The organism is Andreprevotia chitinilytica DSM 18519 (genome assembly GCF_000711875.1).
GTDB classification, from domain to species: domain Bacteria; phylum Pseudomonadota; class Gammaproteobacteria; order Burkholderiales; family Chitinibacteraceae; genus Andreprevotia; species Andreprevotia chitinilytica.
This window is the reverse complement of the sequence record NZ_JONM01000003.1, coordinates 276,718-300,267: the sequence shown is the minus strand read 5'-3', so window position 1 is coordinate 300,267 and position 23,550 is coordinate 276,718. Positions and strand designations below refer to the sequence as shown.

Sequence of the window (23,550 nt, the reverse complement as noted above, 5' to 3'; positions counted from 1 at the left end):
CTGGATTTTGTTCGCTGCTTACAGGGCGCCTCTAAACACCTCGATTTCCAAGCGAGACTAGCCCGTAGCTTGGGCTGAATGAAATGCAGCCCAACATGCCTCGTACTCATGTTGGGCATCGCTTCGCTCAGCGCCAACCCAACGCCAGATTGGGTACGCCGGCCGACGAAGGCATCCGGCGTACGGTTGCAACTGAAGGACTAACGTTCTTGACCAGATTGCGGCGCTTGGGGTAGTTTCGTTGGGTCGCGTTTGGTTACGCGATCAGGTTTAGCAGCCTGTTTACGAAGGCGGACAACCGCCGCAAGGCGGCTTTTTATCGTCCGCTGCTTTGGCACGTCTTCTTCTATGGCGGGTCAAGGTTTGGGAGCCTTCGGGCTGCCAGTTCCTTCGTACTGGTCTGCTAACCCATCCTTGCGCCCGCCACCTTCGTTTAGCAGCGAAGTGGCGGTGGTTTCCGTATACGAAGGAGGCTTTCATGCCCATTTCCCAGCACTCGACTCCTGCACCACCCGACTCCGGCCACCTCATTGCACAAGCCCGCGATGGCTTCGCTGAGCTAGACCAGATTTTTACCATCCTCACTTCCCTGATCGACCAGCGTAGCGTTGGCTACCAATTGGCCCGCGATGGACGCCGACTGGCAGAGCGGCACCACAGGGCAATGCAGGCATTGCCGCTCGGAGAGCGTCGCATCAGGCCACGCTCAGTACGCGTTATACGCGTATCGGTGGTCGGCATGGCTGATCTGCACAACTGCCCCACTTCACCCAAGCTGACCGCCAACGACTTCAACGACATTGCCGATATCGGTCTGGATCGCATCGCTCAATTGGGGAGTGTGTTCCGCGCAATGATCGGCATCGCCGAGCCGGAATCTCATCTGCATCATCTGGCGAAGATCGGCGCGTATCTATCAGAGGAATGGCATTTCGCGCTGGATATGTCCCGCTATGAGAAAGTACAACGGCTTGGGGTAAAGCCATCTGCGAATCGGATTACGGATCGGCGCTAGCTGTCATGTAGCGAATTTGCTGGTATTGGGCCAATGCTTTAAAAGGCGTTGGCCTTTTTGGTTTTGAAACGATAGAAGGAAACAAACTACGTTCTGAGAACGTGGTTTTTCCTTACGCTCCAAGCTGACATAGCTCAATATCGACGATCGGGGATGCTCACCAGCCTGTTAGTCACCAAAAATCTGCCCTCCTCGCGCTTTGCCTTGCGAACGTAGCGGGGTGAGCTAAAAAGGCCGAGATGAAAATCACGATGGGATAGGGTGATGAGAATAGGAAGTTTCAATATTGAGAAGTCTGGGGAATCCTCACTGACTTCAAAAAAGCTACAAGTAGAAACGTTCGTTAATCTCTGCTGTACGAATACTGACTGGGATGCTGATCTCGTTTTCTTGTGTGAAATCCATTCCGGGCTTCTGGATACCTATGAAGAGCAATTCGCCCAAATGTATCCTACATATGCAGTGTCTGCATTTCGTGGTGGTTATTCTAATGGCTATATCGTGCTATCGAAGATTGAGGGCATTGCCATTAGTGATCAAGGGCATCTACGCGGATTGAATCGCGATCTGCTGGTAGCAGATGTTCAAGGGGTAAATGGCTTTAGCGGCTCAGTCCTGTTGGCGCATTTCAAGTCAGGGCGAGGCGGGCTCACGAAGTCACAACTGGAAAACTGCGCTGTATTGGGCTCCGCCTGGGTCGCAACCGGTGATCTGAATTGGGATATTGGTGATATGGGGCAGCTTTCGGTGCCAGCCCTTTCGCATGATTGCTGGAACGGTATGCCAACCCAGCGTTCTGGCGGCATTCTGGATTGGGTTTTGTCAGCCCCCGATGTGGATGTGAGGCCTGTTGATCTCACCGGCATGGCGGATGTTTTTGATATGTCAGCGCCAGACCACCGCCCCATCCTTTTTGATGTACGTAACGGGTAATACCAACTTGATGAGACCAAGCCCCCCGCGGGTCAAACGACCCGCCCTACAGCGCTGACCCAAAATCATTGGCAATGTCCCAAGCCGATACAGGTGGTATCGCGCTGCCTATAACGCCATCAAAGCGCGAAGCACCACCTGCAAATCGCCTTGCCGACGAAAGCGGCCGGCTCGGCGATTTGGCCTGTTTTTCGCGCCTCACTCCTTGCGCGCGTACGTCCACTTGAAGCCGAGGGCCTCGATCATGCCGTTTCCTTCCTGTCGATCATGCCTGGCCCAACCGAATACGGTTTCGAACCGCACGTCTTCGCCAACGGGCGCTTCGCTTGTCCATTGTTTGCCGATGTCGCGACGCCCGCCGCCGACGATGTGTCCTTTGTTGGTGACGAAATACAGCGAATACAGCGGATCGGTCGGGCCGCCGTGGGTGCCATATGCAGCGGTAATGAATTCGTCCTCACGCAGATAGTGCATACGCGGCTCGCCTTGTTGCGAGCCCCACACTTGCTGGTGATGTCCGTCGCGCAGGAAAAACAGCCCGGCCACCCGATCATTGGCGGCATTCATGCGGATACCGATCTGAATGATCCGTTTACTCGACGTGCGGTTCTCGCCATCAAACTCAGTTCCCTGCTTCGTGCCGAAGACGGCTGAACTCGCTGTGATCCGTACGGTCTTCGGCTTCTCCGTCAAAGCGGGGTTGATGTACTTCCAGACCAGCGCCGGGCCGAAGAGCGCATCCAGCTCCGCGTTGAAGGCATCCTTCACCTCGCGTTTGCGATCTTCAAACACCCCGAGCGCCGCAACGCGGCTGCGCTCGACGGTTCCCAAGTCAGCCACGTAACGGTAGCCATCGTAACGATCCTCGACGACGAACACATCGTGGTGTGCTTTCCCATCGACATAGGTCAGCTGCTTGGAGAATTCGATGTGCTTCATTCGCCATTCCAGCGTTTTCTCGCGCGCGCCCGCCCCCGCATCCACGTAGATCTTCACCGTATCCTGCAGATCCTGGAGCAGCTGCGCCGGATTGTCAGACTTTCTGCCGTACAGCTTTTCGAAGTTGTCGTAGCGCTCGCGTAACGCGGAGAGATGCATCGAGCCCAGGGTGAGGAGGTGTGTCAGCGTTTTTTCCGGGGCGCGTTGATCTAGAAAGTAGGGTTGCGCGCCTTCGAACGCTGACAGCATGGTGGTCATCCAACCGCCTTTGTCTGCGCCATCCGTTGCCATCGCATACTGCTTGATCTCTTTCTTGAGGCCAGCCATTTTCTTCGCCAGGTTGCTCAGGTACTCCTCATCGATCATCTGTTTCGCGACGCTGCGCACGTAGTCGCGAATCTGATCAATCAGCGGCCCATCGGTTTCCGGCCAGAGCAACCCGAGCAGGAACTTCACGCCGCCGCCGGCCTTGGGGATCATGCCAGTCAAAGAGAGAACGGAATCGCGAATCGGGTCAGCCCCGCGCAGCACGATCTCGCGCAAAACACGCGGGTTCACATACGGTTCGCACGGCACTACCGAGAACTGAAAATGGTCACCGCCATTCCACGTCTGCTGCACCAGCGGCACGCCGTAGTCTTTGCCGCCGCCCCGCATGCAGAGGAACTTCTGGCTGTGCCGGGCGCTGATGTAGTACGCGCCGCCGCCGGCAGGCAGCAGGGTGAACTGTTGATTGTGCGAGCGATCGTGCCGATCCCACTGGATGATGCCGAGATCATCGTCTGACGAATCGCGCGGCACATCGAAACTGCGTCCGCTCGAACGCGCGACAATGTTGTAGTACTGCCCGTTGCGCTGAAACTGGAACTGCTGATACGCCCCGCCGACCCAGTCACCCTGTTGAATCGGTATGCCGCGATCGTGCTTGTCGTGGTGGACCTCGACGACCTTCCCGCTGTGTTTTGCAACGAGTCGATAAAACTGTCCCTGTACCGGTTCAAATGACATGCGTACGCCCTCTCTCGATTGTTGGTTCAGCGTGGAATCCGGCAGCGCCGGCAATTCCCTGCGTGGCACCGCGCATCATACGCAGAGACTTCGCCCATGCGAATGACATGTCCCTATGCGCAAAATCTGCCACCATCGGCCAACCTGCCTGCCACGCTTTATTCACCGGGCAAACCGTTGAAAAAGAACCGGCCCGCGATGCATCCAATGCCATCGCGGGCCGGCTCGTTTTTTCCAGCAACGCTGGTTTTAGCGCCCGATCTGGCTAACTCCCCGCATACACCTCGAACTCATACAGCGAGTAGCCATACTGCGTGGCGCGGGTGGTGCCATACATGCGCACATAGCGACCGGTCACGCTGGGGAACGAGACGTTCTCGACGCCGCCTTGCCCGGCATTCTGGGTATAGGCGGTCGTCCAGTTCACCTCGTCGTTGGAGACTTGAATCTGATACGCCTTGGCGTAGGCCGTCTCCCAGCGCAGTACTACACGGCTGATGGCCTGCACCGAGCCCAGATCAATTTCAACCCAGGACGGATCGACAAACGTGGATGACCAGCGCGTGGTCAGATCGCCATCGGTTACATAGGCCGGTTGAGAGAACGCCGGGTTTTCGTTGCCGCTGGCTTTGGCGGACTTGCCCAAGGCCAGATTCACCGCCGCCGTACCCGTCACGGTGAGAACGGCCGTGTTGCTGGTCGTGCTCGCGCCGCTGGCATCGGTAACGACCACGACGAATGCCGCGCCGTTATCGGCGGCGACCGTGGCCGGGGTGGTATAGCTCGCCGCCGTAGCACCGGCGATGTTCACGCCGTTCTTCCGCCATTGATAGGTCAAGGTACCCGAACCACTGGCCGCCACGCTGAAGGTCGCCGCTTGCCCTGCGGCTACGCTTTGACTGGCGGGTTGGGTGGCAATGGTCGGTGCGGTTGTAGCGGTCGAGGAATACACCCCGAACTCGTACAAGGAGTAGCCGTATTGCGTACCGCGGGCCGTGCCATACATGCGCACGTAGCGGGCCGTTGTCGCGGTGAAGTGAATGTCTTCAACACCCCCTGCTCCAGCGGTTTGCGTATAGACCGGCGTCCAGTTCTGGTTATCGCTGGACACCTGGATCTGATACGCCTTGCCATAAGCCGCTTCCCAGCGCAGCACCACGTGGTCGAAGGTTTGCGCCGTGCCCAGATCAACCGCAATCCAGGCCGGATCGACGAAGGCCGAGGACCAGCGCGTGGTGTTGTCGCCATCGAATGCCATCGAAGCCGCATTCACGGTCGGGTTCTCGTAGCTGCTGGCTGTGGCCGGCTTGCCCAGCGCCAGATTCACGCCGACCGTTCCACCCCCCGTACCCGATACCGTCAGCGTGGCCGTGTTGCTGGTTGTGCTGGCGCCTTGGGCATTGCTGACCGTGACCTTGTAAACAGCGCCGTTATCGGCAGCCACCGTGGCTGGTGTGTCATAGGCCGGCACGGTGGTCGTCGCAACCGGATTGCCGTTCTTGAACCACTGGTAACTCAGCGTGCCGCTACCGCTTGCCACCACCGAGAAATGCGCCGATTGCCCCACGTTCACCGTCTGGTTGACCGGTTGCGTGGTGATGGTCGGTGCGACGACAGCCGTGCCTTGCACGCACAACGCCCAGCCGGGGAAGTTGGTGGCGACGCCCATGCTGGCGGTGCCGGCCGACGAGACCCAGTAGGCATAGGTGCTGTCTTGCTCATAGCTGGTGGAGGTCCAGGTATTCCACGGCGACGGGAACGCGCAAGACGCCGCGTTGCTGCCGCTGATGGCGAGGGCTTCGTCCTTGCTGGGCAAGCGCATGCTCAGGCTGGCGCAATAACCGGCCGCGATCGGCTGGGTGAACTGCGCCCCCTGATCGGTGTAGGAATACTGCGCACGCCGCCACTTCAGCTGGCTCAGGTTGTCGCGGACGTTGGCTGTATCCAGCACGGTATAGCGCTCGTTGGCATCGCCGCAGTTGGCAACGTTGTAGACCTCGAACTCATACAGCGAATACCCGTACTGCGTGCCGCGCTGGGTGCCATACATCCGCACATAGCGCGCCGTGGCGCTGTTGAAGCTGAAGTCTTCGATGCCGCCTACGCCTGCGGTCTGCGTGTAAACCGTTGACCAGTTCGCATGGTCGTTGGAGACCTGAATCTGGTACGCCACGGCATAGGCCGCTTCCCAGCGCAGGATGATGCGGTTGAAGGTTTGCGGCGCACCCAGATCGATCTCGATCCACGACGGATCAACAAAGGCCGAGCCCCATTTGGTGGTGGTATTGCCGTCCACCACATTGGATGCCGGGTTGCCTTGCTGGTTTTCGTAGCTGCTGGCGGTCGCCACCTTGCCCAGCGCCATGTTGACGCCCGGCGGGGCCATTTTCAGATTGGCGACGGCGCTGGTCACGTTGCCGGCGACGTTGCTGATCACCACCGTGTAGTTACCGGCATCGCTGTTCTGCACGGCAGCAATGGTCAGCGTCGGCGCATCGGTGCCGACATTGGCGCCATCTTTCAGCCACTGGTAATGGAACGGCGCAGAGCCGGCCGCGACCACGGTGAAGCTGGCCGGTTGGCCCGGAATCGCCACTACGCTGGTCGGCTGCGTGGTCACGGTCGGCGCACGAGCAGCATTCACCGTCAACCGAACCGCAGTCGACGTCACCGAGCCGACCGGATTGGTGACCACCACCGCATACATGCCGCCATCGTCAGCGGTGCCCAGTACCGGGGTGTCGTAGCTGCTGCTGGTCGCGCCAGCAATCGCCACGCCGTTCTTTTGCCACTGATATTGCAATACCGGCGAGCCCGCGACCGTAACGGCAAAGTGCGCCGCCTGCCCGGCATCGACGGTGGCCGCAGTCGGTTGGGTCTGGATCGTTGGCGCGGCTGCAGCCACCACCGAGATAGCTGCATCGCCGGAGGTGACAGTGCCCAGGCTGTTGCTGATCACCACGCGATACGTCGCGCCGTTGTCGGCCAGCGTGGTGGCCGGGGTGTCATACGTGGCACTGGTTGCACCGGCAATCGCCACCCCGTTCTTTTGCCACTGGAATGACAGCGGCCCTGCCCCGGATGCCGTGACCGAGAAATGCGCGGATTGCCCGGCCGTGACGGCAACGGCAATCGGTTGCGCAATGATCGACGGGGCTTCGGCAGCCGGCGTGGAATGCGCGATCGGCTGGATGGTGTAGGTGACGGTGCCCGTGCCCAATGCCGCGCTGGATGCCGTCACCGTGACCGGGCCGGTGGTGAATTGCGAACGCAAGGCGATCTTGGTCAAGCCGCCCTCCGCCTGCAGTTCGTGATCGCCCGGCGAGTGGTAGGTCAGCGGTTGGCCGGTGGTCACATATTGCTCGGAACCACCCTGATACGTCGCCGGGCCGCTCACTGCGAAGGTGATGTTGTTGGCAGCGGTCGGCACAACGTTGCCTTGGGCATCGACCACTTTGGCCAGCACAAACGCCGCGTCGGAACCGTTCGCTGTGACGGCAAACGCCGAGCCATCCGGCTTGACCAGTGCCGGTTCGACCGTCAGCACGATATGGTCGGCAACGCCAGCGGTGACTTTCTGATCCGTGGCAGCGACAGCGCCGAACTGATCCAGACATTGCGCGGTGACGGTGCCAGCGGCCCAGGTCACATCCCAATGCACCTGGAACGGCATCTTGGTGGTGTTCTGCGACAGATCGGCGCTGGAATCGGAGTTCCACGGGTTAGGCACTTGATCCTTGCCCTGCGCCACGCCGTTGACCAGCAAGCGCACCGAGGGGCAGTTGCTGAACGCGTTCACCCGCACGGTGCCGGAGCGGTTCCAATGGTGGGCCAACGCAACCACCGGTTTGATCGAATACGGCGTCCAGGCCGCTTGGTAAACGTAATACAGCAGCTTGGGCAGCCGGTTCATGTCCACCATCGATGCGCCCAGCGAGCGGACATTGGGGCCGGTGGTGCCTTCGGCGTAGGTGCTGCTTTCGCCGGGGGAATCCGCGAAATACCACTGCGCCATGCCGAACGCATTCGCTGCTACGCCCTTGCGCCAGTTATCCAGAAACGGCGCGGCGAAGGCGAGCTCAAAGTCCCAAGCCTGGCGGGCCGTACCTGCGCCCCAGTATTCAGAACCCCACGCCGGGTTGTTCGGGAACATCTGTTTGGTCAGGACCTCGCACCCTTCCATCGTGCAGCCGAGGATGTCGCCATTGGCGGCATTGGGCGTGCGGTCGGCCTGCGCGCGCATTTCGACCGGATCCCAGACTTTCGACAGCGCTTTCAAACTTTGCGCAAATGTCGTATCCGTTGCGCCGTTATCAGCCTCCCACGCCAGAATCGACGGGTGGCTGCGGTCGCGGATGATCATGTCGCGGTGCAATTCGGTCTTGAGAATCTGCTTGTTGCACGGCGGTGCGGTGCAGGCGTCGGCAAAGCCGTTTTCGCCATCGCCGCTCGGCTGCACGATCATGATCCCGTAGGCATCAGCAGCCGCGACGAACTCCGGGCTGGAGGTGGAATGCCCCGGCCGCCACAGGCTACCGCCCGCTGCTGCCATCAGCTTCAAGTCTCGCCATTGCTGCTCTTCCGGCACCGATGTGCCCAGCGCCGGGTAGTCGTAGCGACCCGAGCCGCCCCACAGGAAATGCGCCTTGCCGTTGATGAGCGGGAAGCTCTTGTTCCACGTCAACGTGCGAATCCCGAGCGGGCTTTCGACCGCATCCACCACCACGCCGTTGATGCTCACGGTATGGAACACGCGATACATATACGGCTTGCCGTAGGTGCTGTTGTTGGGATACCAGAGCGTCGGATTGGTCACCGTGAGCGTCTGATCGAACAGCTGCGGATGCAGGCCCGGCGTGACATTGGCGGCGACCGATTTGTTGTCTTGCGCGGTGGCGACCACGTTACCGTTGGCATCGACAATCTGCGTGGTCAGCGTCACCGGCTGCGCGGCCGTGCCTTCGTTGAGCACATTCGTCTGCACCCGGATCGTGGCGGATGCATCGCTGGCCGCGACCGTCGCTACGTAAGTCCCCCAGGTGTTCTGGCCGGCGTAGACGTTCTGCGGAATGTGCACCTTGTCCGTGATGTACATGTAGACCGGGCGAAACAGACCGGCATCGGATTGACCGAAGCGGAACGCCTGAGAGAAGCCGGGCGATTCAAAGAAGGTGTCGTTCTTGGCGACCTTCACCGCCAGTACGTTGTCCGAGCCGTCGAATTTCACGTAGGGCGTGAGATCGACCATGAACGGAATGAAGCCGACCACGTGCGTGGCCTGCGGATTGAGCGTGCTGGTGCCGGGAATGAAATGGCCGTTGATATAGACCTGCACGCCGGTATGCGCGCCTTCGAACTCGACCATGACCTTGCGGTTGGCGTATTGGGCGCCGAGCGTGAAATGCTTGCGATACCAGTTCTTGGTGCCGTCCAGAAACCCTTCCCCGCCACCGGATTCGGTGTTGATGAAGGTGTTGAGCTGGTTGGCCGAATACGGCACGCCGACCGACAGCCAGCCTGAATCATCAAAAGACGGGGCCATCGCCGTGGCCGGGTCCTGATCCTTGAGGTATTTCCACGGCGTTTCGCCGAGATTGATCTTGACGCGCTCGGACGGGGCGAGCGACACCGCCTGGGCGGTGGGTACTTGCAGCCCGACGAACGCAGATATAGCGGCAAGGCAAATGCCGAACCGCTTCCATGTTCCGTACTGTTTCATGGACGACCCCTTTGCATACTGCGGATTGAGCGGCAACGGTGCTGTCGGACTGAATGAAATCGACGGCGGGTTGACGCGGGTTGTGTATCTGCAACTTCACTGCGTGCTTGTTCATGTTTTTGCTCCCCTCTCCCTCGCGTGCAAGGCTTTAGCCTTGCCCAGCTACTGGTGGGAGAGGGTTAGGATGAAGGTGCTTGCAAATGTCGCAGCATCTGGCACGACCCTCACCCCCGGCCCCTCTCCCGCAAGCGGGCGAGGGGAGAATTCGCGCCATGCCTTGGCCTCACCCCAACCCCAAAGCCCGCCCGCCACGATCAAACAGCAGGGCCCGCGAGGCATCAATCTGCACGCCTACTGTTTCACCCACGTTGGGCGTAGCGCTGTCGCCGGGCAGGCGGATCGAAAACGCTTCGCTGCAGCCGGCCAAAGCCGCGTGCACCAATTGCGTATCGCCCAGGTTCTCCACCAGTTCGACCCGTGCCCGCAGCCCATCACTGGGTAAAACCAGCCGCACGTGCTCGGGGCGGATGCCCAGGGTGACGTCCGCCGGCATGCCGGCCACGGGGGTGCGCGCCAAGGCCAGCCCTTGGGTCGAGCCGACTTTCAGCATCAGGCTGTCGGTCGCCTCGCCCACGGTCTGGCAGGCCAGGAAGTTCATCTTGGGGGAGCCAAGAAAGCCGGCGACGAAGGTGCTGCGCGGTTCCTTGTACAGCGAGATCGGCGCGCCGACCTGTTCGAGCTTGCCCTGGTTGAACACGGCGATCCGGTTGCCCAAGGTCATCGCCTCGACTTGATCGTGCGTGACGTAAACCATGGTGGTACCAAGTTCGCTATGCAGGCGTGCCAACTCGATCCGCATCTGCACGCGCAGCGAGGCGTCCAGATTGGATAAGGGTTCGTCGAACAGGAATACCTTGGGCTGGCGCACGATGGCGCGACCGATGGCGACGCGCTGGCGCTGCCCGCCAGAGAGTGCGGCCGGCTTGCGGTGCAGCAGATGGGTAATGTGCAGCACCTCGGCGGCCCGCCCCACCGCCTCGTTGATCTGGCGTTTGTCCATGCCGGCGAGCTTGAGCGCGAAGCCCATGTTCGCGCCCACGGTCATGTGCGGATACAGCGCGTAGTTCTGGAACACCATGGCAATACCGCGCTCGGACGGATGCAGATCGTTGGCCCGCTCGCCATCGATATGCAGATCGCCGCCCGAGATTTCTTCCAGGCCGGCGATCATGCGCAGCAAGGTGGATTTGCCGCAGCCGGATGGGCCGACGAACACCACGAACTCGCCCTTTTGCACATCCAGATTCAAGCCGTCGATCACTGGCGGATTGTCGCCGTAGGTCTTGTTGATATTGCGCAGAGAGATCGTCGCCATCTCAGCCCCGCTTTTGCTGGCTGATGAATTCGCGATACCAGTACGCACTGTCTTTGAGCGTGCGTTTTTGCGTCTGGTAATCCACATGCACGATGCCGAAGCGCTTGGATAAACCGGAATCCCATTCGAAGTTGTCCAGCAGGCTCCATTCGAAATAGCCGCGGACATCCACGCCGTGCTGCATGGCATCGGCCAGCGCGGTCAGATGGGTGTGCAGAAAGGCAATGCGCTGCGGATCGTGAATCTCGCCGTCGGTAATCTGATCCGCATTGGCCATGCCGTTTTCGGTGATGTAGATCGGCGGCAGCGCCGCGCCGTATTCGCGCTGCAGGCGCAGCAGCAGATCGCTCAGCCCTTGGGCATAGACTTCCCAGCCCATGTCGGTGAGGCCTTGCGGATTCGGGCGCGGCACTTGCGGGTCGCTGGTGCTGGCCCAGATGCGGAAGTAGTAGTTCACGCCGAGGAAATCGAGCGGCTGGCCGATGATCTCGAAGTCGCCGTCCTGCACTTGCGGCGCGTTGTCGCCCAGATGCGCCAGCGCCAACGGTGGGTAGTGGCCTTTGAGCAGCGGGTCCATGAACCAGCCGGTGAACTGCTCGTATTCCAGCTGCGCCTGCACGCGATCGGCCGCGCTATCGGTAGCGGCATCCGCATCGGATTGATTCAGCACGATGCCCAGCGGCGCAGTCACGCCCGCCGCGCGCATGGCCTTGACCGCCAGACCATGCGACAGCAGCAAGTGATGCGCCACTTGCGCCGCAAGGCCGGGGTCTTGGTAGCCCGGTGCAAAACGGCCAACCTCATTGCCGATGAAGGCAGTGCAGAACGGCTCGTTATGGGTGGCGATGCCCGCCAGACGATGCCCAAAGCGACGCCCTACTTCGGCGGCGTACTCGGCAAAGCGGTATGCCGTGTCGCGATTGGCCCAGCCACCGCGATCCTGCAAGGCCTGCGGCAAATCCCAGTGATACAGCGTGAGATAGGCGTGGATGCCTTCGGCTTCCAGCTCGCCCAGCAGACGGTCGTAGAAATCAAACCCCGCTTCATTCCAGTCCCCATAGCCCCGCGGCTGAACGCGTGACCAGGACAGGGAGAACCGATACGCATCCACCCCCAGGCCGGCCATGATGGCGACGTCTTCCGGGTAGCGGTGATAGTGATCGCATGTCGTGACGCCATCGCTGCCGTCGATGATCTTGCCGGGAAGCGCGCAGAAGGTGTCCCAGATCGACGGGCCACGCCCATCCACGGCAGCCGCGCCTTCGATCTGGAAGGCACTGGTCGCAACGCCCCAGATAAAGTCGCGGGGAAAAGTTTGCTGAATCGTCATGACAACTCCATTTTTTTAGGTTTTAAACGCGTAGTGCGGGTGATGCTGGGGCAAGCCGCCCCATAGAGCCTGTTTACGATCTTGCGAAACCGCGTACTCGAAGCGTTTCAAGGTGTTACTTCCCCCTTTTATGCCTGTGCGAATCAAAGATTCGTACGGCAAAGGGGGATTGTGCGCGTGCGAGTCTTTGACTCGCTCAGTCAGAGGATTTCGACGTCGTGGCAACTTGAGATGCCGCAGAAATCCCCCCTAGCCCCCCTTCAAAAAGGGGGGAACAACAGCGGTTGCTGCAATTTGTAAAGATCGTGAACATGCGCTTAGCCCTTGACCGCCCCAGCAGTCAGCCCGGAAATAAGACGGCGTGAGAACAAGGCGAACAGGATCACCAGCGGCATGACCGCAATGGCCGACCCCGCCATCACCGCACCCCAGTCGGTATTGGTGGTGCTCTGGATGCTGCGCAGCGCCACCGGCAGCGTGAAGTTCTCCGGCGAATGCATGATCACCAGGGGCTGCAAAAAGCTGTTCCAGCTGGTGATGAAGGTAATCAGCCCCAAGGTGCCCAGCGCCGGCCCGATCAGTGGCAGCACCACCTTCCAATAGATGCGGAATTCGCCGCAGCCATCGATGCGCGCCGCTTCCAGCAATTCCTTGGGCACGGCGGAGCCGATGTATTGGCGCATCAAGAAAATCCCGAACGCCGCTGCCGCTGCCGGCAGGTACAAGGCACGCGGTTGATCCAGCCAGCCGAGGAAGTTCATCAGCATGAAGGTCGGGATCAGCCCCAGAAACGGTGGCAGCAACATGCTGCCCAGCACGATGGCAAACAGCGTTTTCTTGAAGCGGAAGTCGTACATGGCAAAGGCGTAACCGGCCATCGAGCAAAAGAACAGCGCCAGCACGGTGGTCATCACCGCCACGTACAGGCTCATGCCGAGGTTGTGCCAGAACGGAATCAAGCCGGTGAGCAGGCGGATGTTGTGCAGCAGCGACTCACCAAACCACATCGGCGGCGGGATATGGAAAATCGCCTCGCGCGGCTGGGTGGCCAGTACGAACGTGAAGTAGAACGGCGCCAGCATCAGCACCGCGCCCATGCCGACGATGAGCCACGCCAGCATGCGACTGCGTGAGGGTTGCTTGAATTGCGTGGATTGCTTGGATTGCTTGATTGGGGTCATGGTCATTCCTCCCCGCCGGACGCCAGCGCGAACAGCTTGTGATTGCCCCAGGACAACACCGCAATCAGTACGAACATCACCCAGGAAATCGCACACGCAGTGCCGAAATCACTGAAATAGAACGCGGTGCGATACACGTACATGGCGGTGGTCATGCCGGCCTGCCCGGTGCCGCCGTTGTCCCCCAGCAAGATGAAGGGCTCTTCAAACAGCTGCAGGTTGTTGATGAGGGTGAGCGATACGGCGAAGAACATCATCGGCCGCGTCATCGGCAGGGTGATGTGCCAGAACTTGCGCCAGGTGCTCGCGCCATCCAGTGTGGCCGCTTCATACAACTCGCCCGGGATGGTCTGCATCGCCGCCAGATACAGCACCGTGTTCCAGCCCACATAGCGCCAGAACACTACGAAGCTCACCGTGGGTTTGACCAGCGAGGTATCGAGCAGCCAATCCACCTTGTGATCCGGGAACAGCCCGCCAATCAGCGGCAGATCATGCAAGGCCATCAGGATGCTGTTGACCTCGCCGAAGTCCTTGGAAAACAGCGAGCTGAAGATCAGCGCGATGGCGACGCTGGAGGTAATGAATGGCAGGAAGTACGCGCCCAGCACCACATTGCGCGCCCGCAGCACGGTACAGAGAAACGCCGCGAACGGAATCGCCACCAGATGCTGCGGCAGCCCGGAGGCAATGGCGATGTACACCGTATTGCCCAATGACTTCCAGAACCAGGCATCGGTCAGTACGAATTTGTAGTTATCGAAGCTGATCCACTTGATCGCCCCAAAGCCGGCCGCCGGGTCCCATTGCGCGAACGACAAGGTGGCGGAAAACAGCAGTGGAAACACGCCGAACACGGCAAAGATGAGCAGAAACGGGCTGATGAATAAATACGGCGCCCATTTCCACGGTTGGATTCGCTTGCGACGGGGCAGCGTGACGGCACTGATGCCGGGGGACAGCACGGATTCCATGAATCTTGCTCCGCAATATCGGGAAAACATTCGAACGGCCTGCCTGCGCCACTCGACCCTGTAACCAGCCACCCTGAACAGCTGGCGAACCTGAATCCGGCTGCGAGGCCCTTCCGCTTTGCGTTCGCCACCACCACACACAGGCAGTTGCAGCTACCGGCAACAACGAACGCAAAGCGGAAGGGTCTGGCAGCTGATTCCAGTGCCAAGGGCCTGTTCAAAATCTCTCCAGCAGTTAGCTTGAGACGATGTAGGGTTTTGCTTCCCCCTTTTTGAAGGGGGATTGAGGGGGATTTCGACGTCATCACAAGTTGAAATGCCGCAGAAATCCCCCCTAGCCCCCCTTCAAAAAGGGGGGACATACCCAAAACCGTCAGGGAAACTGGTCAGACCGCAACACCCCTCAACGACGAGCCCGGCGCTCGATATCCGCCTGCGCATCGGCCAAGGCAGTCTTGATGTCCTTGTTCTGATGCACCACTTGATCCAGCTGATCATTGATGATGTCTTCCGCCACGCCATCGTTCTTGTTGATGGGGATTTCCGGCACGTGGGTGACGGCATCGCGCCATTGCAGGCGAGCCCTCTGGCCGCCCAGGTATTCGATCGGCTCGTCCATCGATGCATCGGTTTGCGCCGACTTGAGCGCCGGGAAGGCATCGAGCACCTTGAAGGCGTTGATCTGCTGCTCGCGGTTGGTGGTCATGAATTTCACGAATTCATACGCTTCCACCTTGTGGGTGGACTTGGCCGGAATCGCGTAGAAAGAGCCGCCCCAAGACGCGAACGCCCCATTGGGCAGCGGGGCCGAGCGCCACAGGCCGGATTTGTTCGGCGCCAGCCAGTGCCCCAGGTGCCCGGCCAACCACGCGCCCATCGCCTGCGTAGCGATCTGGTCATGCTGGAAGCCGGCCGACCACTCGTTGGTCCATTGCTTGATGTTGCCGGCGATGCCGAGGTCATTGGCTTGCTTGGCCAGCTTGAAGGCATTTTCAAACCGCGGGCTGTTGACGATGACCTTGCCCGCCCGATCGAAGTAAATCCCCTCGTCGTTCTTGAGGTTGGAGCGGATATAGATGTCCTTCAGGTCTTGGGGGCTGGCGATCAGGTAAGCGCCAGTCGTGGCTTTGACCTTCTTGCCGGCCGCGATATAGGTCTCCCAGGACTTGGTCAGATCGGCCTCGGCCACACCGGCCTTGTCGAGCAGATCCTTGCGATAGAACAGCGCACCGGGGCCGACATCGGCCGGCAGTGCGTAGATATCCCCATTCGCGCCCTGCCCCTGTACCCAGGAATAACTGGTGGTCAGGTTCTTGAACTGGCCCGCGTTGTACGGCGCCTTGGACAAGTCCTCCAGCCCGCCGGAGGCGATAAAGCGGCCGACAAAACCGATCTCCAGCCCCATCACATCCGGCAGCCCTGCGCCGGACGCCAGCTCGGTCGTCAGCGCGTTGACGTGGTCGACCCGCTCGCGGCTGACCAGTTTGATTTCGATCTCCGGGTGGAGCTTCTTGTACAGCGGGATCGCCGCCTGCACGGCGCGATCAAAGTCCGGAAAGCTGGCCACGGTCAAGGTGACTGTGGCGGCGGACCATACCGGCGCAGCTGCGGCGGCCAACGCGCCCAGCACTGCGAGTCGTACTACTTGTTTCATCGCTCATCTCTCCTTCCAAGGGTTTGTAGTAAAATGAAAACGATTTCTTGTTCTTGGCCATTTATGTGCTATTTGTGCCGTTATTTTTGAAATCGATTTCATGAAAGCGTTTTCAGTTTCGGACGACCTATGCGCTCCGGCAATAGGTAATTCCATTTAGGTGCGTCATTCGCACCACATGGATGCATCGGCTAAACGAGATGAACACGCAGCAAGGAAATTTGCAGCCAGCCCATGCGCGCCATCCCAAAAATGGTGCGTTTGGGCTGATCGAGACAACGCCTCAACAATGAGTGGAAGCAAACTTGTCGCAAAACATCACCGTACTCGATGTCGCACGGGAAGCCGGCGTATCCGCCAGCACCGTATCGCGCTACCTGACTGGCGTCACCAGCGTCTCCAAGATCAAGCAAGAGGCGATTGCCCGCGCCATCGAGCTACTTGATTTCACGCCCAATGTGCTGGCCCAAAGCCTGAAAAGTGGCAGCACCAAGACCATCGGCATCGTCACCCAGGCGCTGGAATCGCCGTTCTTTGGCGAAGAACTCAAAGGCGTCGAGCAGGCGATTGCCGGCACGGGCTATGCGCTGCTGATCGTCAGCGGCCACTGGCAGGCGCGTGAAGAAAAAGATCACGCCGAGCTGCTGATCGCCCGCCGCGTGGACGGCATCATCATCTTCACCTCGACCGCCAGCGACAAACAGATCCAGTCGCTCTCACGGCAGGTGCCGATGGTGGTGACCGGCCGCCGCATGGATATGCCACGTGCAGTCGGGCTGGCGGTGGATAACGAACAAGCCGCCTTCGAGGCCACGCAATACCTGCTGGAACAAGGGCACCGCCGCATCGCGCATATCAGCGGCCGCGTGGGCCAGCCGGATACCGAAGCGCGCTTGCAAGGCTACAAACGCGCCCTGAAAACCGCCGGGATCAAGCCGGATGCCAAGCTGATCGCCGGCGGCGATTTTTCTGAAGCGGGCGGCATGCTGGCGATCAACCAGCTGCTGGAAGCACGCGGCTCGTTCACCGCCATCTTTGCGGCAAACGATCAAAGCGCGCTCGGTGCACGGCTTGGCCTGTATCGGCGTGGCATCCGGGTGCCGGAAGACCTCTCGTTGATCGGCTTCGATGATCTGCTGCTCGCCAATTACATGCTGCCGCCGCTCACCACCATTCGCCAGCCGACGTTCGAGCTGGGCAAGCTGGCCGGGCAAACGTTGCTGAACATGCTGGCCGGCAAAACCGAAACCGTGGTGCAGCCGCAGTTTGAGCTGGTGGTGCGGGAGTCGGTGCGGCGGGCGTAGGTAAACGGCAAAACAATCCAACATGTGGTTACGCAATGCGTGTGTACCGGATTCAACATCTGCCCGTTTAATACGCGGCAAGCAATGCTCCCCCGGCTTTCGCCCTGGATGTTCATTCATCCGCGCCGGACCATCATTTGCGATTGGATTTTCCAATTCGTTAAAGCAAACAGAAGCAAACAGGATCAATTGAATAATGAAAAAAACCCTTTGCACTGCACTGGTCTGCTCCGCCGCATTGCTCGGCGCTTTAAGCGGCTGCGCCACCCATGAGCGCGTCGTTGTGCACGAGACCGTGGTAGAGCGCCCGGTGATCCGCGCCATGCCGGCCCCCATCCACGAAGAGCGCGGCAACCCGCCGGGCCGTGGCTGGAACTGGGTTCCCGGCCACTGGAAGTGGGAAGGCCACGACTGGGTTTGGGCGCATGGTAATTGGGTGCAACAGGAAGTTGCGCCGATGCCGCCAATCATCGTCGAACAAATCACCATCGCTCCCTCGCCGCGTCATTTCTGGGTGCCGGGTCACTGGCGTTGGGATATGGGTGGCTGGGTGTGGATCAAAGGCAGCTGGCATTCGTAATGCGCCCGTGGGCGTGATGCGCTTCAAAGGTGATGCTTCAAACAATGGCCCCAAACAAAAACCCGCCGAATTGGCGGGTTTTTGTTTGGGCGCATATCAAGTCATATCATTTCAATGCCGGATGAAATTGCAATTTGCGCCATTGACCAATTCAACCATCCGCGAGCAGCTTGCCGCCTTTGGCCCAGGCATCACGCGGCACTTCGCTGATCAGGATATCCACGCTCTCCGGCGGGCAGCCCAATGTTTCGACGGCGACTTGGGTGGCTTCGCGAACGAAGGCACGCTTCTGTTCCAGCGTGCGGCCAGGGTGCATTTCCAGGTGCAAGGTCGGAATGGCAAGTTCTCCAGTAAGCAGCGCCTCGGAATGGGGTGCTGATGCCTTGCAGTGTTATGCATCTCGCATCGCAGATAAATATGCCATGATTTGATCCATTCCAAACCTGCAGGTTTTCAATCGTGGACAAACTAGCCGGCATGGCGATGTTCGTGCGTGTAGTGGAAAGCGGCAGCTTCCGCGCCGCAGCCGATGCCAGCCAGGTTTCGCCGACCATGGCGGCCAAACACATTCGCACCATCGAACAACGCTTGGGGGCTCGCCTGCTCCATCGCACCACCCGCCGACAACAGCTCACCGAGGTGGGCCGCCTCTATTACGAGCGTTGCAAACAGGCGCTGGCCGAGGTGGAGCTGGCCGAGGCCAGCGCCTTGGAGTTGCAGGCTAGCCCACGCGGCCGGCTGCGGATGATTGCGCCGGTCAGCTTTGGCAGCCATGGCCTGGTGCCGGTGCTCACGGCATATATGGCCCTCTACCCCGAAGTAAGCGTGGAACTCACCCTGGACAACCGCGTACCGGACTTGATCGAGGAAGGCTACGAATTGGGTATCCACATTGGTGACATCGCCCCGCCCGACCTCGTCGCCCGGCCGTTGCGCCCTTACCGCCGGGTACTGGCCGCATCGCCAAGCTATCTGGCTCGGCATGGCCAGCCTGAACACCCCGAACAATTGAGCGCGCACGCCTGCCTGGGCATCTCGTACTGGCGCCGGCATGATCGCTGGCGCCTGCAGGGGCCGGCCGGGGAAACCTGCGAAGTGGTGGTGAAAGGCCCTTTCACCGCGAATCAGGGCAGCGCCCTGCGCATCGCCGCCTTGCACGGCGCCGGGATCGTGCTGCAGCCCGAAGCACTGCTGGCCGATGACCTCGCCACCGGCCGTTTGTTGCCGGTACTGCCGGAGTGGTCATATATGCGAACGCCGATGTACCTGATCTACGCACAGGATCGCCGGCCCACGGCGAAGCTGCGCAGCGTGATCGATTTTCTGCTGCTGCATCTCGGTTCGGAAAATGCGGCAGTCGCCGCGAGCCGTTGATTCTGTTCAGTCTGAGTACGTGTTCACGGTCTTTCAAGTTATGCGCCTGTGGCGCGAGTAAAAGCGTTACAGCGGGTTCCGTCCCGCGACCGGGGAAGGGACTTTGTCTCGGGCTGTACATTTTCCTTTAGCCCCCTCCTCCCCAAAGGCGACCCCCGCTGGGCGTCTCTGGCTGAACGAAGCAAAGCTTCGCACGCCACGGGCTACCCTCGGTCGGTCCGCTTTTATGAGAACAACTTCCTAAGGTCTCGCGACACTCCCTCGGCGCTTAGCGAAAGGGGAGAAAACCCCGAGGCGCAACCATTGCAGAAATAACGATGGCACCTGTTTGCGAAGTCTGTTGTTTTGTAGGGCGCAATCCCTGTAGCTGGGCAAATCAAAGATTTGCACGCGAAGGGCATTGCGCCGCATCTGTTCGCTGAACCATCTCTCAAAAGATCGTAAACAGATTCCAAGCAGGGCTTTCTGACCAGCGATTTCGCCCTCGTCCCACCGGTCAAAAGCATGCAATTGCGCGCCCTGCCGGACGGCTTGGCGTTATCGATTGAATTGCCCGCGCCATCGTCCAAGATAAATGGCGAAACAGTGCGAACCGGGATCACACCGGCGGGTCGCACCCCTTACTCCGCCAGTTACCCCGCACCAATCCCCCCATCCCAGGAGCAAGCCATGTCGCACGCTTTTGCCAACACTCGCAAGACGCTCACGCTCGCCAACAACCGCACCCTCGATTACTTCAGTCTGCCAGCGCTCGAAGCCACCGGCATCGGGCCGATCTCGCGCTTGCCGGTGTCGATCCGACTGGTGCTGGAATCGGTACTGCGCAATTGCGATGGCAAGAAAGTCGCCGCGGAGCACGTCAAACAGCTCGCCAACTGGCGGCCGAATGCCGAACGCACCGATGAAATCCCTTTCGTGGTCGCGCGGGTGGTGCTGCAGGACTTCACCGGCGTGCCGCTGCTGTGCGATCTGGCGGCCATGCGCAGCGCGGCGGAAAAGCTCGGCAAGAACCCGAAGACGATTGAACCGCTGGTGCCGGTCGATCTGGTGGTCGATCACTCGATCCAGGTCGATGTATTCGGCCAGCCGGATGCACTGCAGAAGAACATGGAGATGGAGTTCAGCCGCAATCGCGAGCGCTATCAATTCATGAAATGGGGCATGCAGGCGTTCGATACCTTCAAGGTGGTGCCGCCCGGCATCGGTATCGTGCATCAGGTCAACCTGGAATACCTGTTCCGTGGCGTGCAGGTGAAAGACGGCGTGGCCTATCCGGATACGCTGGTCGGCACCGATAGCCACACCACCATGATCAACGCCGTGGGCGTGGTCGGCTGGGGTGTTGGCGGGATCGAGGCCGAGGCTGGCATGCTGGGCCAGCCGGTGTATTTCCTCACACCGGATGTGGTCGGCGTGGAGCTGACCGGCAAGCTGCGTGAAGGCGTCACTGCCACCGATCTGGTGCTGACCGTAACCGAGCTGCTGCGGCGGGAAAAAGTGGTCGGCAAGTTCGTCGAATTCTTCGGGGCTGGCACCGCCAGCCTCACCGTGACCGACCGCGCCACCATCGCCAACATGGCCCCGGAATATGGCGCGACGATGGGCTTCTTCCCGGTGGATGAAAAAACCATCGCCTATCTGCGCGGGACCGGTCGGCTGGATGCCGAAATCGAAGCGTTCGAAGCCTATTTCAAGGCGCAGCAGCTGTTTGGCATCCCCAAGGCTGGCGATATCGATTACAGCAAGACGCTCACGCTCAACCTCGACAGCATCGTGCCCAGCCTCGCCGGCCCCAAGCGCCCGCAAGACCGCATCGAGCTGCCGGCGATGCGGGAGAACTTCAACGCGCTGTTCAGCAAACCGGGCGCGGAAAACGGCTTCGGCAAGCTCCCCGGTGACTTGCACAAGCGCTATCCGGTTGGGGTGAGCACCAGTCAGGCAATCGGCGACAACCAGCATCTCAAACGCTCCGACCTGCAGCGCAACGAGCTGGAAATGGCCGATAACCGCAATACGCCCAACCATGTCGAGGCGGGTCACGATACCGGCATCGACCTCGGTCACGGCGACGTGCTGATCGCTGCCATCACCAGCTGCACCAATACCTCCAACCCCGGCGTATTGCTCGCGGCCGGTTTGCTGGCGAAAAAGGCAGTCGAAAAAGGCTTGCGCGTGCAGCCGCACATCAAGACCAGCCTCGCGCCCGGCTCGCGGGTGGTGACGGATTACCTGGAGAAAACCGGGCTGTTGGAGCCGCTGGCGACACTGGGTTTTGCGCTGGCTGGCTACGGCTGCACCACCTGTATCGGCAATTCGGGCGACCTGACGCCGGAGCTGAACGCCGCCATCACCGACAACGACGTGATCGCCGCTGCCGTGCTCTCCGGCAACCGCAATTTCGAGGCGCGCATCCACCCCAACATCCGCGCCAACTATCTGGCCTCGCCACCGCTGGTGGTGGCATTCGCCATCGCCGGCCGCGCCAATATCGATCTGGATCACGAACCGCTGGGCGACGACAAGGACGGCAAACCGGTCTATCTGCGCGACGTCTGGCCGAATTCAGACGAGATCAACAAGCTGTTGCCGCAAGCGCTCGACCCGGCCACCTTCCAGCGCCTGTATCGCGATTTCACCCAAGACCTGCCGCTGTGGAACGAAATCCCCGCCCCGACCGGGCAGGTGTACTCGTGGCCGGAATCGACCTATATCGCCAAGCCGCCGTTCTTTGATGGCTTCAGCATGCAGCCGGGCACCTTCGGCGAGATTCGCGGTGCCAAACCGTTGCTGATCCTGGGTGATTCGGTCACCACCGATCACATCAGCCCGGCCGGCTCGTTCAGCGACAAGACCCCGGCTGGCCAATACCTGCAGTCCAAAGGCATCCAGCGCCCGGACTTCAACAGCTACGGCTCGCGGCGCGGGAATCATGACGTGATGATTCGCGGCACCTTCGCCAATGTGCGGGTGAAGAACCTGATGCTGCCACCCGACGCGGACGGCCGTCGCGTCGAAGGCGGCTTTACGCTGCTCGATGGCAAGCAGACGACCGTCTACGACGCGGCGCAAAGCTATATCGCACGCGGCACGCCGACCGTGGTCATCGCTGGCGAGGAATACGGCACTGGCTCCAGCCGTGACTGGGCCGCCAAAGGTACGCAGCTGCTGGGGGTGAAAGCAGTGGTGGCGCGCAGCTTCGAGCGCATCCACCGCTCCAACCTGGTCGGTATGGGCGTGTTGCCGCTGCAGTTCAAAGGGGATGACAGCGCGACGTCGCTCGGGCTGGTCGGCACGGAAACCTATGATGTGCTGGGCGTGACCGCCGACCTGAGCCCGCAACAAGACCTGACCTTGCGCATCCACTACGCCGATGGCAAATCGCGCGATGTGGCGGTGCGGTGCCGGATCGATACCCCGATCGAGGTCGATTACTACCGGCACGGCGGCATCCTGCCGTTTGTGTTGCGGGAATTGATGGCTGGTTAATTTCTTGGGTCTGTTCAAAGTCTTTTTCGGCAACGGCATATGTTGCCATCCCCCCCTTTATGAAGGGGGGCTAGGGGGGATTTCTGCGACATCTCAAAATCAATCGACGTCGAAATCCCCCTCATTCCCCCTTCAAAAAGGGGGAGGTAAAAACCTGCTGCGCTTCAAGTTGACTGTTTGCGAGCCTTTGAACAGGCCCTTAAACCCAAAACACAGAAGGGGCCATTCGGCCCCTTCCTTGTTACTGGCAATGCAAAACGGCTTAGTTCGCGTACGGGCCGGTGCAGGTCAGGCGCTGAATATCATCGACAGTCAGCGGGCAATAGTATTGCGAGCCCGGTGTGCCGTAGTAGCAAGCCGGGAAAGGACGCGGCACGCAGGTGCTGGCGACGATCAGGCCACTGTCATAGGCAGCCGAAGTGCGGGTGGTCAGATCAAGGTCTGCAGCGGCAGCAAATACGGACGACAGTGCAAAGCCGAGAGCGGCAATGTATGCAAGCTTCATGACGAATCTTCCTAAAAAAGTAAGTTATTTTATTAAATAGCGACAACAATCATCGCCACACCAACATAGTTTGCTAATACTGATTCGCCAAGATAAACATACTTATTGCTGACAATATTTATCTAAAATATGACAGAACATGTTTGGTAACGCGTCAGAACTCGCCATCACGA

The 23,550-nt window shown here is 60.1% G+C and carries 15 protein-coding genes; 6 read left to right on the top strand and 9 right to left on the bottom strand.

Annotated elements, in window-relative coordinates; all coding sequences use genetic code 11:
- Positions 1-478: 478 nt before the first annotated feature.
- Together BR41_RS06480 and BR41_RS06475 are read left to right on the top strand one after the other, a co-directional pair.
- On the top strand, positions 479-1,015 hold the full coding sequence (locus BR41_RS06480; RefSeq protein WP_035054264.1) for a hypothetical protein: 537 nt from the start codon (positions 479-481) through the stop codon (positions 1,013-1,015).
- Positions 1,016-1,279: 264 nt separating this feature from the next.
- Positions 1,280-1,948: an endonuclease/exonuclease/phosphatase family protein gene (locus tag BR41_RS06475; RefSeq protein ID WP_035054262.1), complete on the top strand. Its 669-nt coding sequence runs from the start codon at positions 1,280-1,282 to the stop codon at positions 1,946-1,948.
- Between the two features lie 198 nt (positions 1,949-2,146).
- On the opposite strand, the gene BR41_RS06470 is transcribed toward BR41_RS06475, so the two are convergent.
- From BR41_RS06470 to BR41_RS06440, 7 genes are all read right to left on the bottom strand, one after another.
- On the bottom strand, positions 2,147-3,949 hold the full coding sequence (locus BR41_RS06470) for an RICIN domain-containing protein (RefSeq protein ID WP_156970580.1): 1,803 nt from the start codon (positions 3,947-3,949) through the stop codon (positions 2,147-2,149).
- A 211-nt stretch (positions 3,950-4,160) separates the two neighbouring features.
- Positions 4,161-9,614 carry a galactose-binding domain-containing protein gene (locus BR41_RS06465; protein WP_084186882.1) on the bottom strand — a complete coding sequence of 1,818 codons (5,454 nt, stop codon included), beginning with the start codon at positions 9,612-9,614 and terminating at the stop codon, positions 4,161-4,163.
- A gap of 283 nt (positions 9,615-9,897) precedes the next feature.
- Positions 9,898-10,989: an ABC transporter ATP-binding protein gene (locus BR41_RS06460; protein ID WP_035054260.1), complete on the bottom strand. Its 1,092-nt coding sequence runs from the start codon at positions 10,987-10,989 to the stop codon at positions 9,898-9,900.
- A gap of 1 nt (position 10,990) precedes the next feature.
- Positions 10,991-12,319, bottom strand: a complete 1,329-nt coding sequence (locus BR41_RS06455; protein ID WP_035054259.1) for a GH1 family beta-glucosidase — start codon at positions 12,317-12,319, stop codon at positions 10,991-10,993.
- 317 nt (positions 12,320-12,636) lie between these two features.
- On the bottom strand, positions 12,637-13,500 hold the full coding sequence (locus BR41_RS06450) for a carbohydrate ABC transporter permease (protein WP_051710359.1): 864 nt from the start codon (positions 13,498-13,500) through the stop codon (positions 12,637-12,639).
- A gap of 2 nt (positions 13,501-13,502) precedes the next feature.
- The gene (locus tag BR41_RS06445; RefSeq protein ID WP_084186880.1) at positions 13,503-14,474 is read right to left on the bottom strand and encodes a carbohydrate ABC transporter permease; all 972 of its coding nucleotides are present in this window, start codon (positions 14,472-14,474) and stop codon (positions 13,503-13,505) included.
- Between the two features lie 403 nt (positions 14,475-14,877).
- Positions 14,878-16,128 (bottom strand): extracellular solute-binding protein, encoded by a 1,251-nt coding sequence (locus BR41_RS06440; protein ID WP_035054257.1) that lies wholly within the window; start codon positions 16,126-16,128, stop codon positions 14,878-14,880.
- Positions 16,129-16,433: 305 nt separating this feature from the next.
- Between BR41_RS06440 and BR41_RS06435 the strand changes: the two genes are divergently transcribed.
- Together BR41_RS06435 and BR41_RS06430 are read left to right on the top strand one after the other, a co-directional pair.
- Entirely contained in the window at positions 16,434-17,432 is a 999-nt protein-coding gene (locus BR41_RS06435; RefSeq protein WP_035054255.1) for a LacI family DNA-binding transcriptional regulator, read from the top strand.
- A 196-nt stretch (positions 17,433-17,628) separates the two neighbouring features.
- Positions 17,629-18,012, top strand: a complete 384-nt coding sequence (locus BR41_RS06430) for a YXWGXW repeat-containing protein (RefSeq protein ID WP_035054252.1) — start codon at positions 17,629-17,631, stop codon at positions 18,010-18,012.
- 151 nt (positions 18,013-18,163) lie between these two features.
- Here the strand turns inward: BR41_RS06430 and BR41_RS06425 are convergent, their stop codons facing one another.
- On the bottom strand, positions 18,164-18,340 hold the full coding sequence (locus BR41_RS06425; RefSeq protein ID WP_281173997.1) for a 4-oxalocrotonate tautomerase: 177 nt from the start codon (positions 18,338-18,340) through the stop codon (positions 18,164-18,166).
- Between the two features lie 131 nt (positions 18,341-18,471).
- Here BR41_RS06425 and BR41_RS06420 point away from each other — a divergent pair, with 131 nt between their 5' ends.
- Positions 18,472-19,386 (top strand): LysR family transcriptional regulator, encoded by a 915-nt coding sequence (locus BR41_RS06420; RefSeq protein WP_035054249.1) that lies wholly within the window; start codon positions 18,472-18,474, stop codon positions 19,384-19,386.
- 669 nt (positions 19,387-20,055) lie between these two features.
- The gene (gene acnA / locus BR41_RS06415; protein ID WP_035054235.1) at positions 20,056-22,872 is read left to right on the top strand and encodes an aconitate hydratase AcnA; all 2,817 of its coding nucleotides are present in this window, start codon (positions 20,056-20,058) and stop codon (positions 22,870-22,872) included.
- A 262-nt stretch (positions 22,873-23,134) separates the two neighbouring features.
- Here the strand turns inward: acnA and BR41_RS06410 are convergent, their stop codons facing one another.
- Positions 23,135-23,377, bottom strand: coding sequence for a hypothetical protein (locus BR41_RS06410; RefSeq protein ID WP_035054224.1), 243 nt, complete (start codon positions 23,375-23,377; stop codon positions 23,135-23,137).
- Between the last annotated feature and the right edge of the window lie 173 nt (positions 23,378-23,550).

Excerpts from the sequence above, each read along its gene's own strand:
- BR41_RS06450 (WP_051710359.1), bottom strand. The coding sequence starts at position 13,500 with ATGACCCCAATCAAGCAATCCAAGCAATCCACGCAATTCAAGCAACCC.
- acnA (WP_035054235.1), top strand. The coding sequence starts at position 20,056 with ATGTCGCACGCTTTTGCCAACACTCGCAAGACGCTCACGCTCGCCAAC.
- BR41_RS06460 (WP_035054260.1), bottom strand. The coding sequence starts at position 10,989 with ATGGCGACGATCTCTCTGCGCAATATCAACAAGACCTACGGCGACAAT.
- BR41_RS06430 (WP_035054252.1), top strand. The coding sequence starts at position 17,629 with ATGAAAAAAACCCTTTGCACTGCACTGGTCTGCTCCGCCGCATTGCTC.
- BR41_RS06455 (WP_035054259.1), bottom strand. The coding sequence starts at position 12,319 with ATGACGATTCAGCAAACTTTTCCCCGCGACTTTATCTGGGGCGTTGCG.
- BR41_RS06480 (WP_035054264.1), top strand. The coding sequence starts at position 479 with ATGCCCATTTCCCAGCACTCGACTCCTGCACCACCCGACTCCGGCCAC.
- BR41_RS06445 (WP_084186880.1), bottom strand. The coding sequence starts at position 14,474 with ATGGAATCCGTGCTGTCCCCCGGCATCAGTGCCGTCACGCTGCCCCGT.
- BR41_RS06410 (WP_035054224.1), bottom strand. The coding sequence starts at position 23,377 with ATGAAGCTTGCATACATTGCCGCTCTCGGCTTTGCACTGTCGTCCGTA.
- BR41_RS06440 (WP_035054257.1), bottom strand. The coding sequence starts at position 16,128 with ATGAAACAAGTAGTACGACTCGCAGTGCTGGGCGCGTTGGCCGCCGCA.
- BR41_RS06465 (WP_084186882.1), bottom strand. The coding sequence starts at position 9,614 with ATGAAACAGTACGGAACATGGAAGCGGTTCGGCATTTGCCTTGCCGCT.
- BR41_RS06475 (WP_035054262.1), top strand. The coding sequence starts at position 1,280 with ATGAGAATAGGAAGTTTCAATATTGAGAAGTCTGGGGAATCCTCACTG.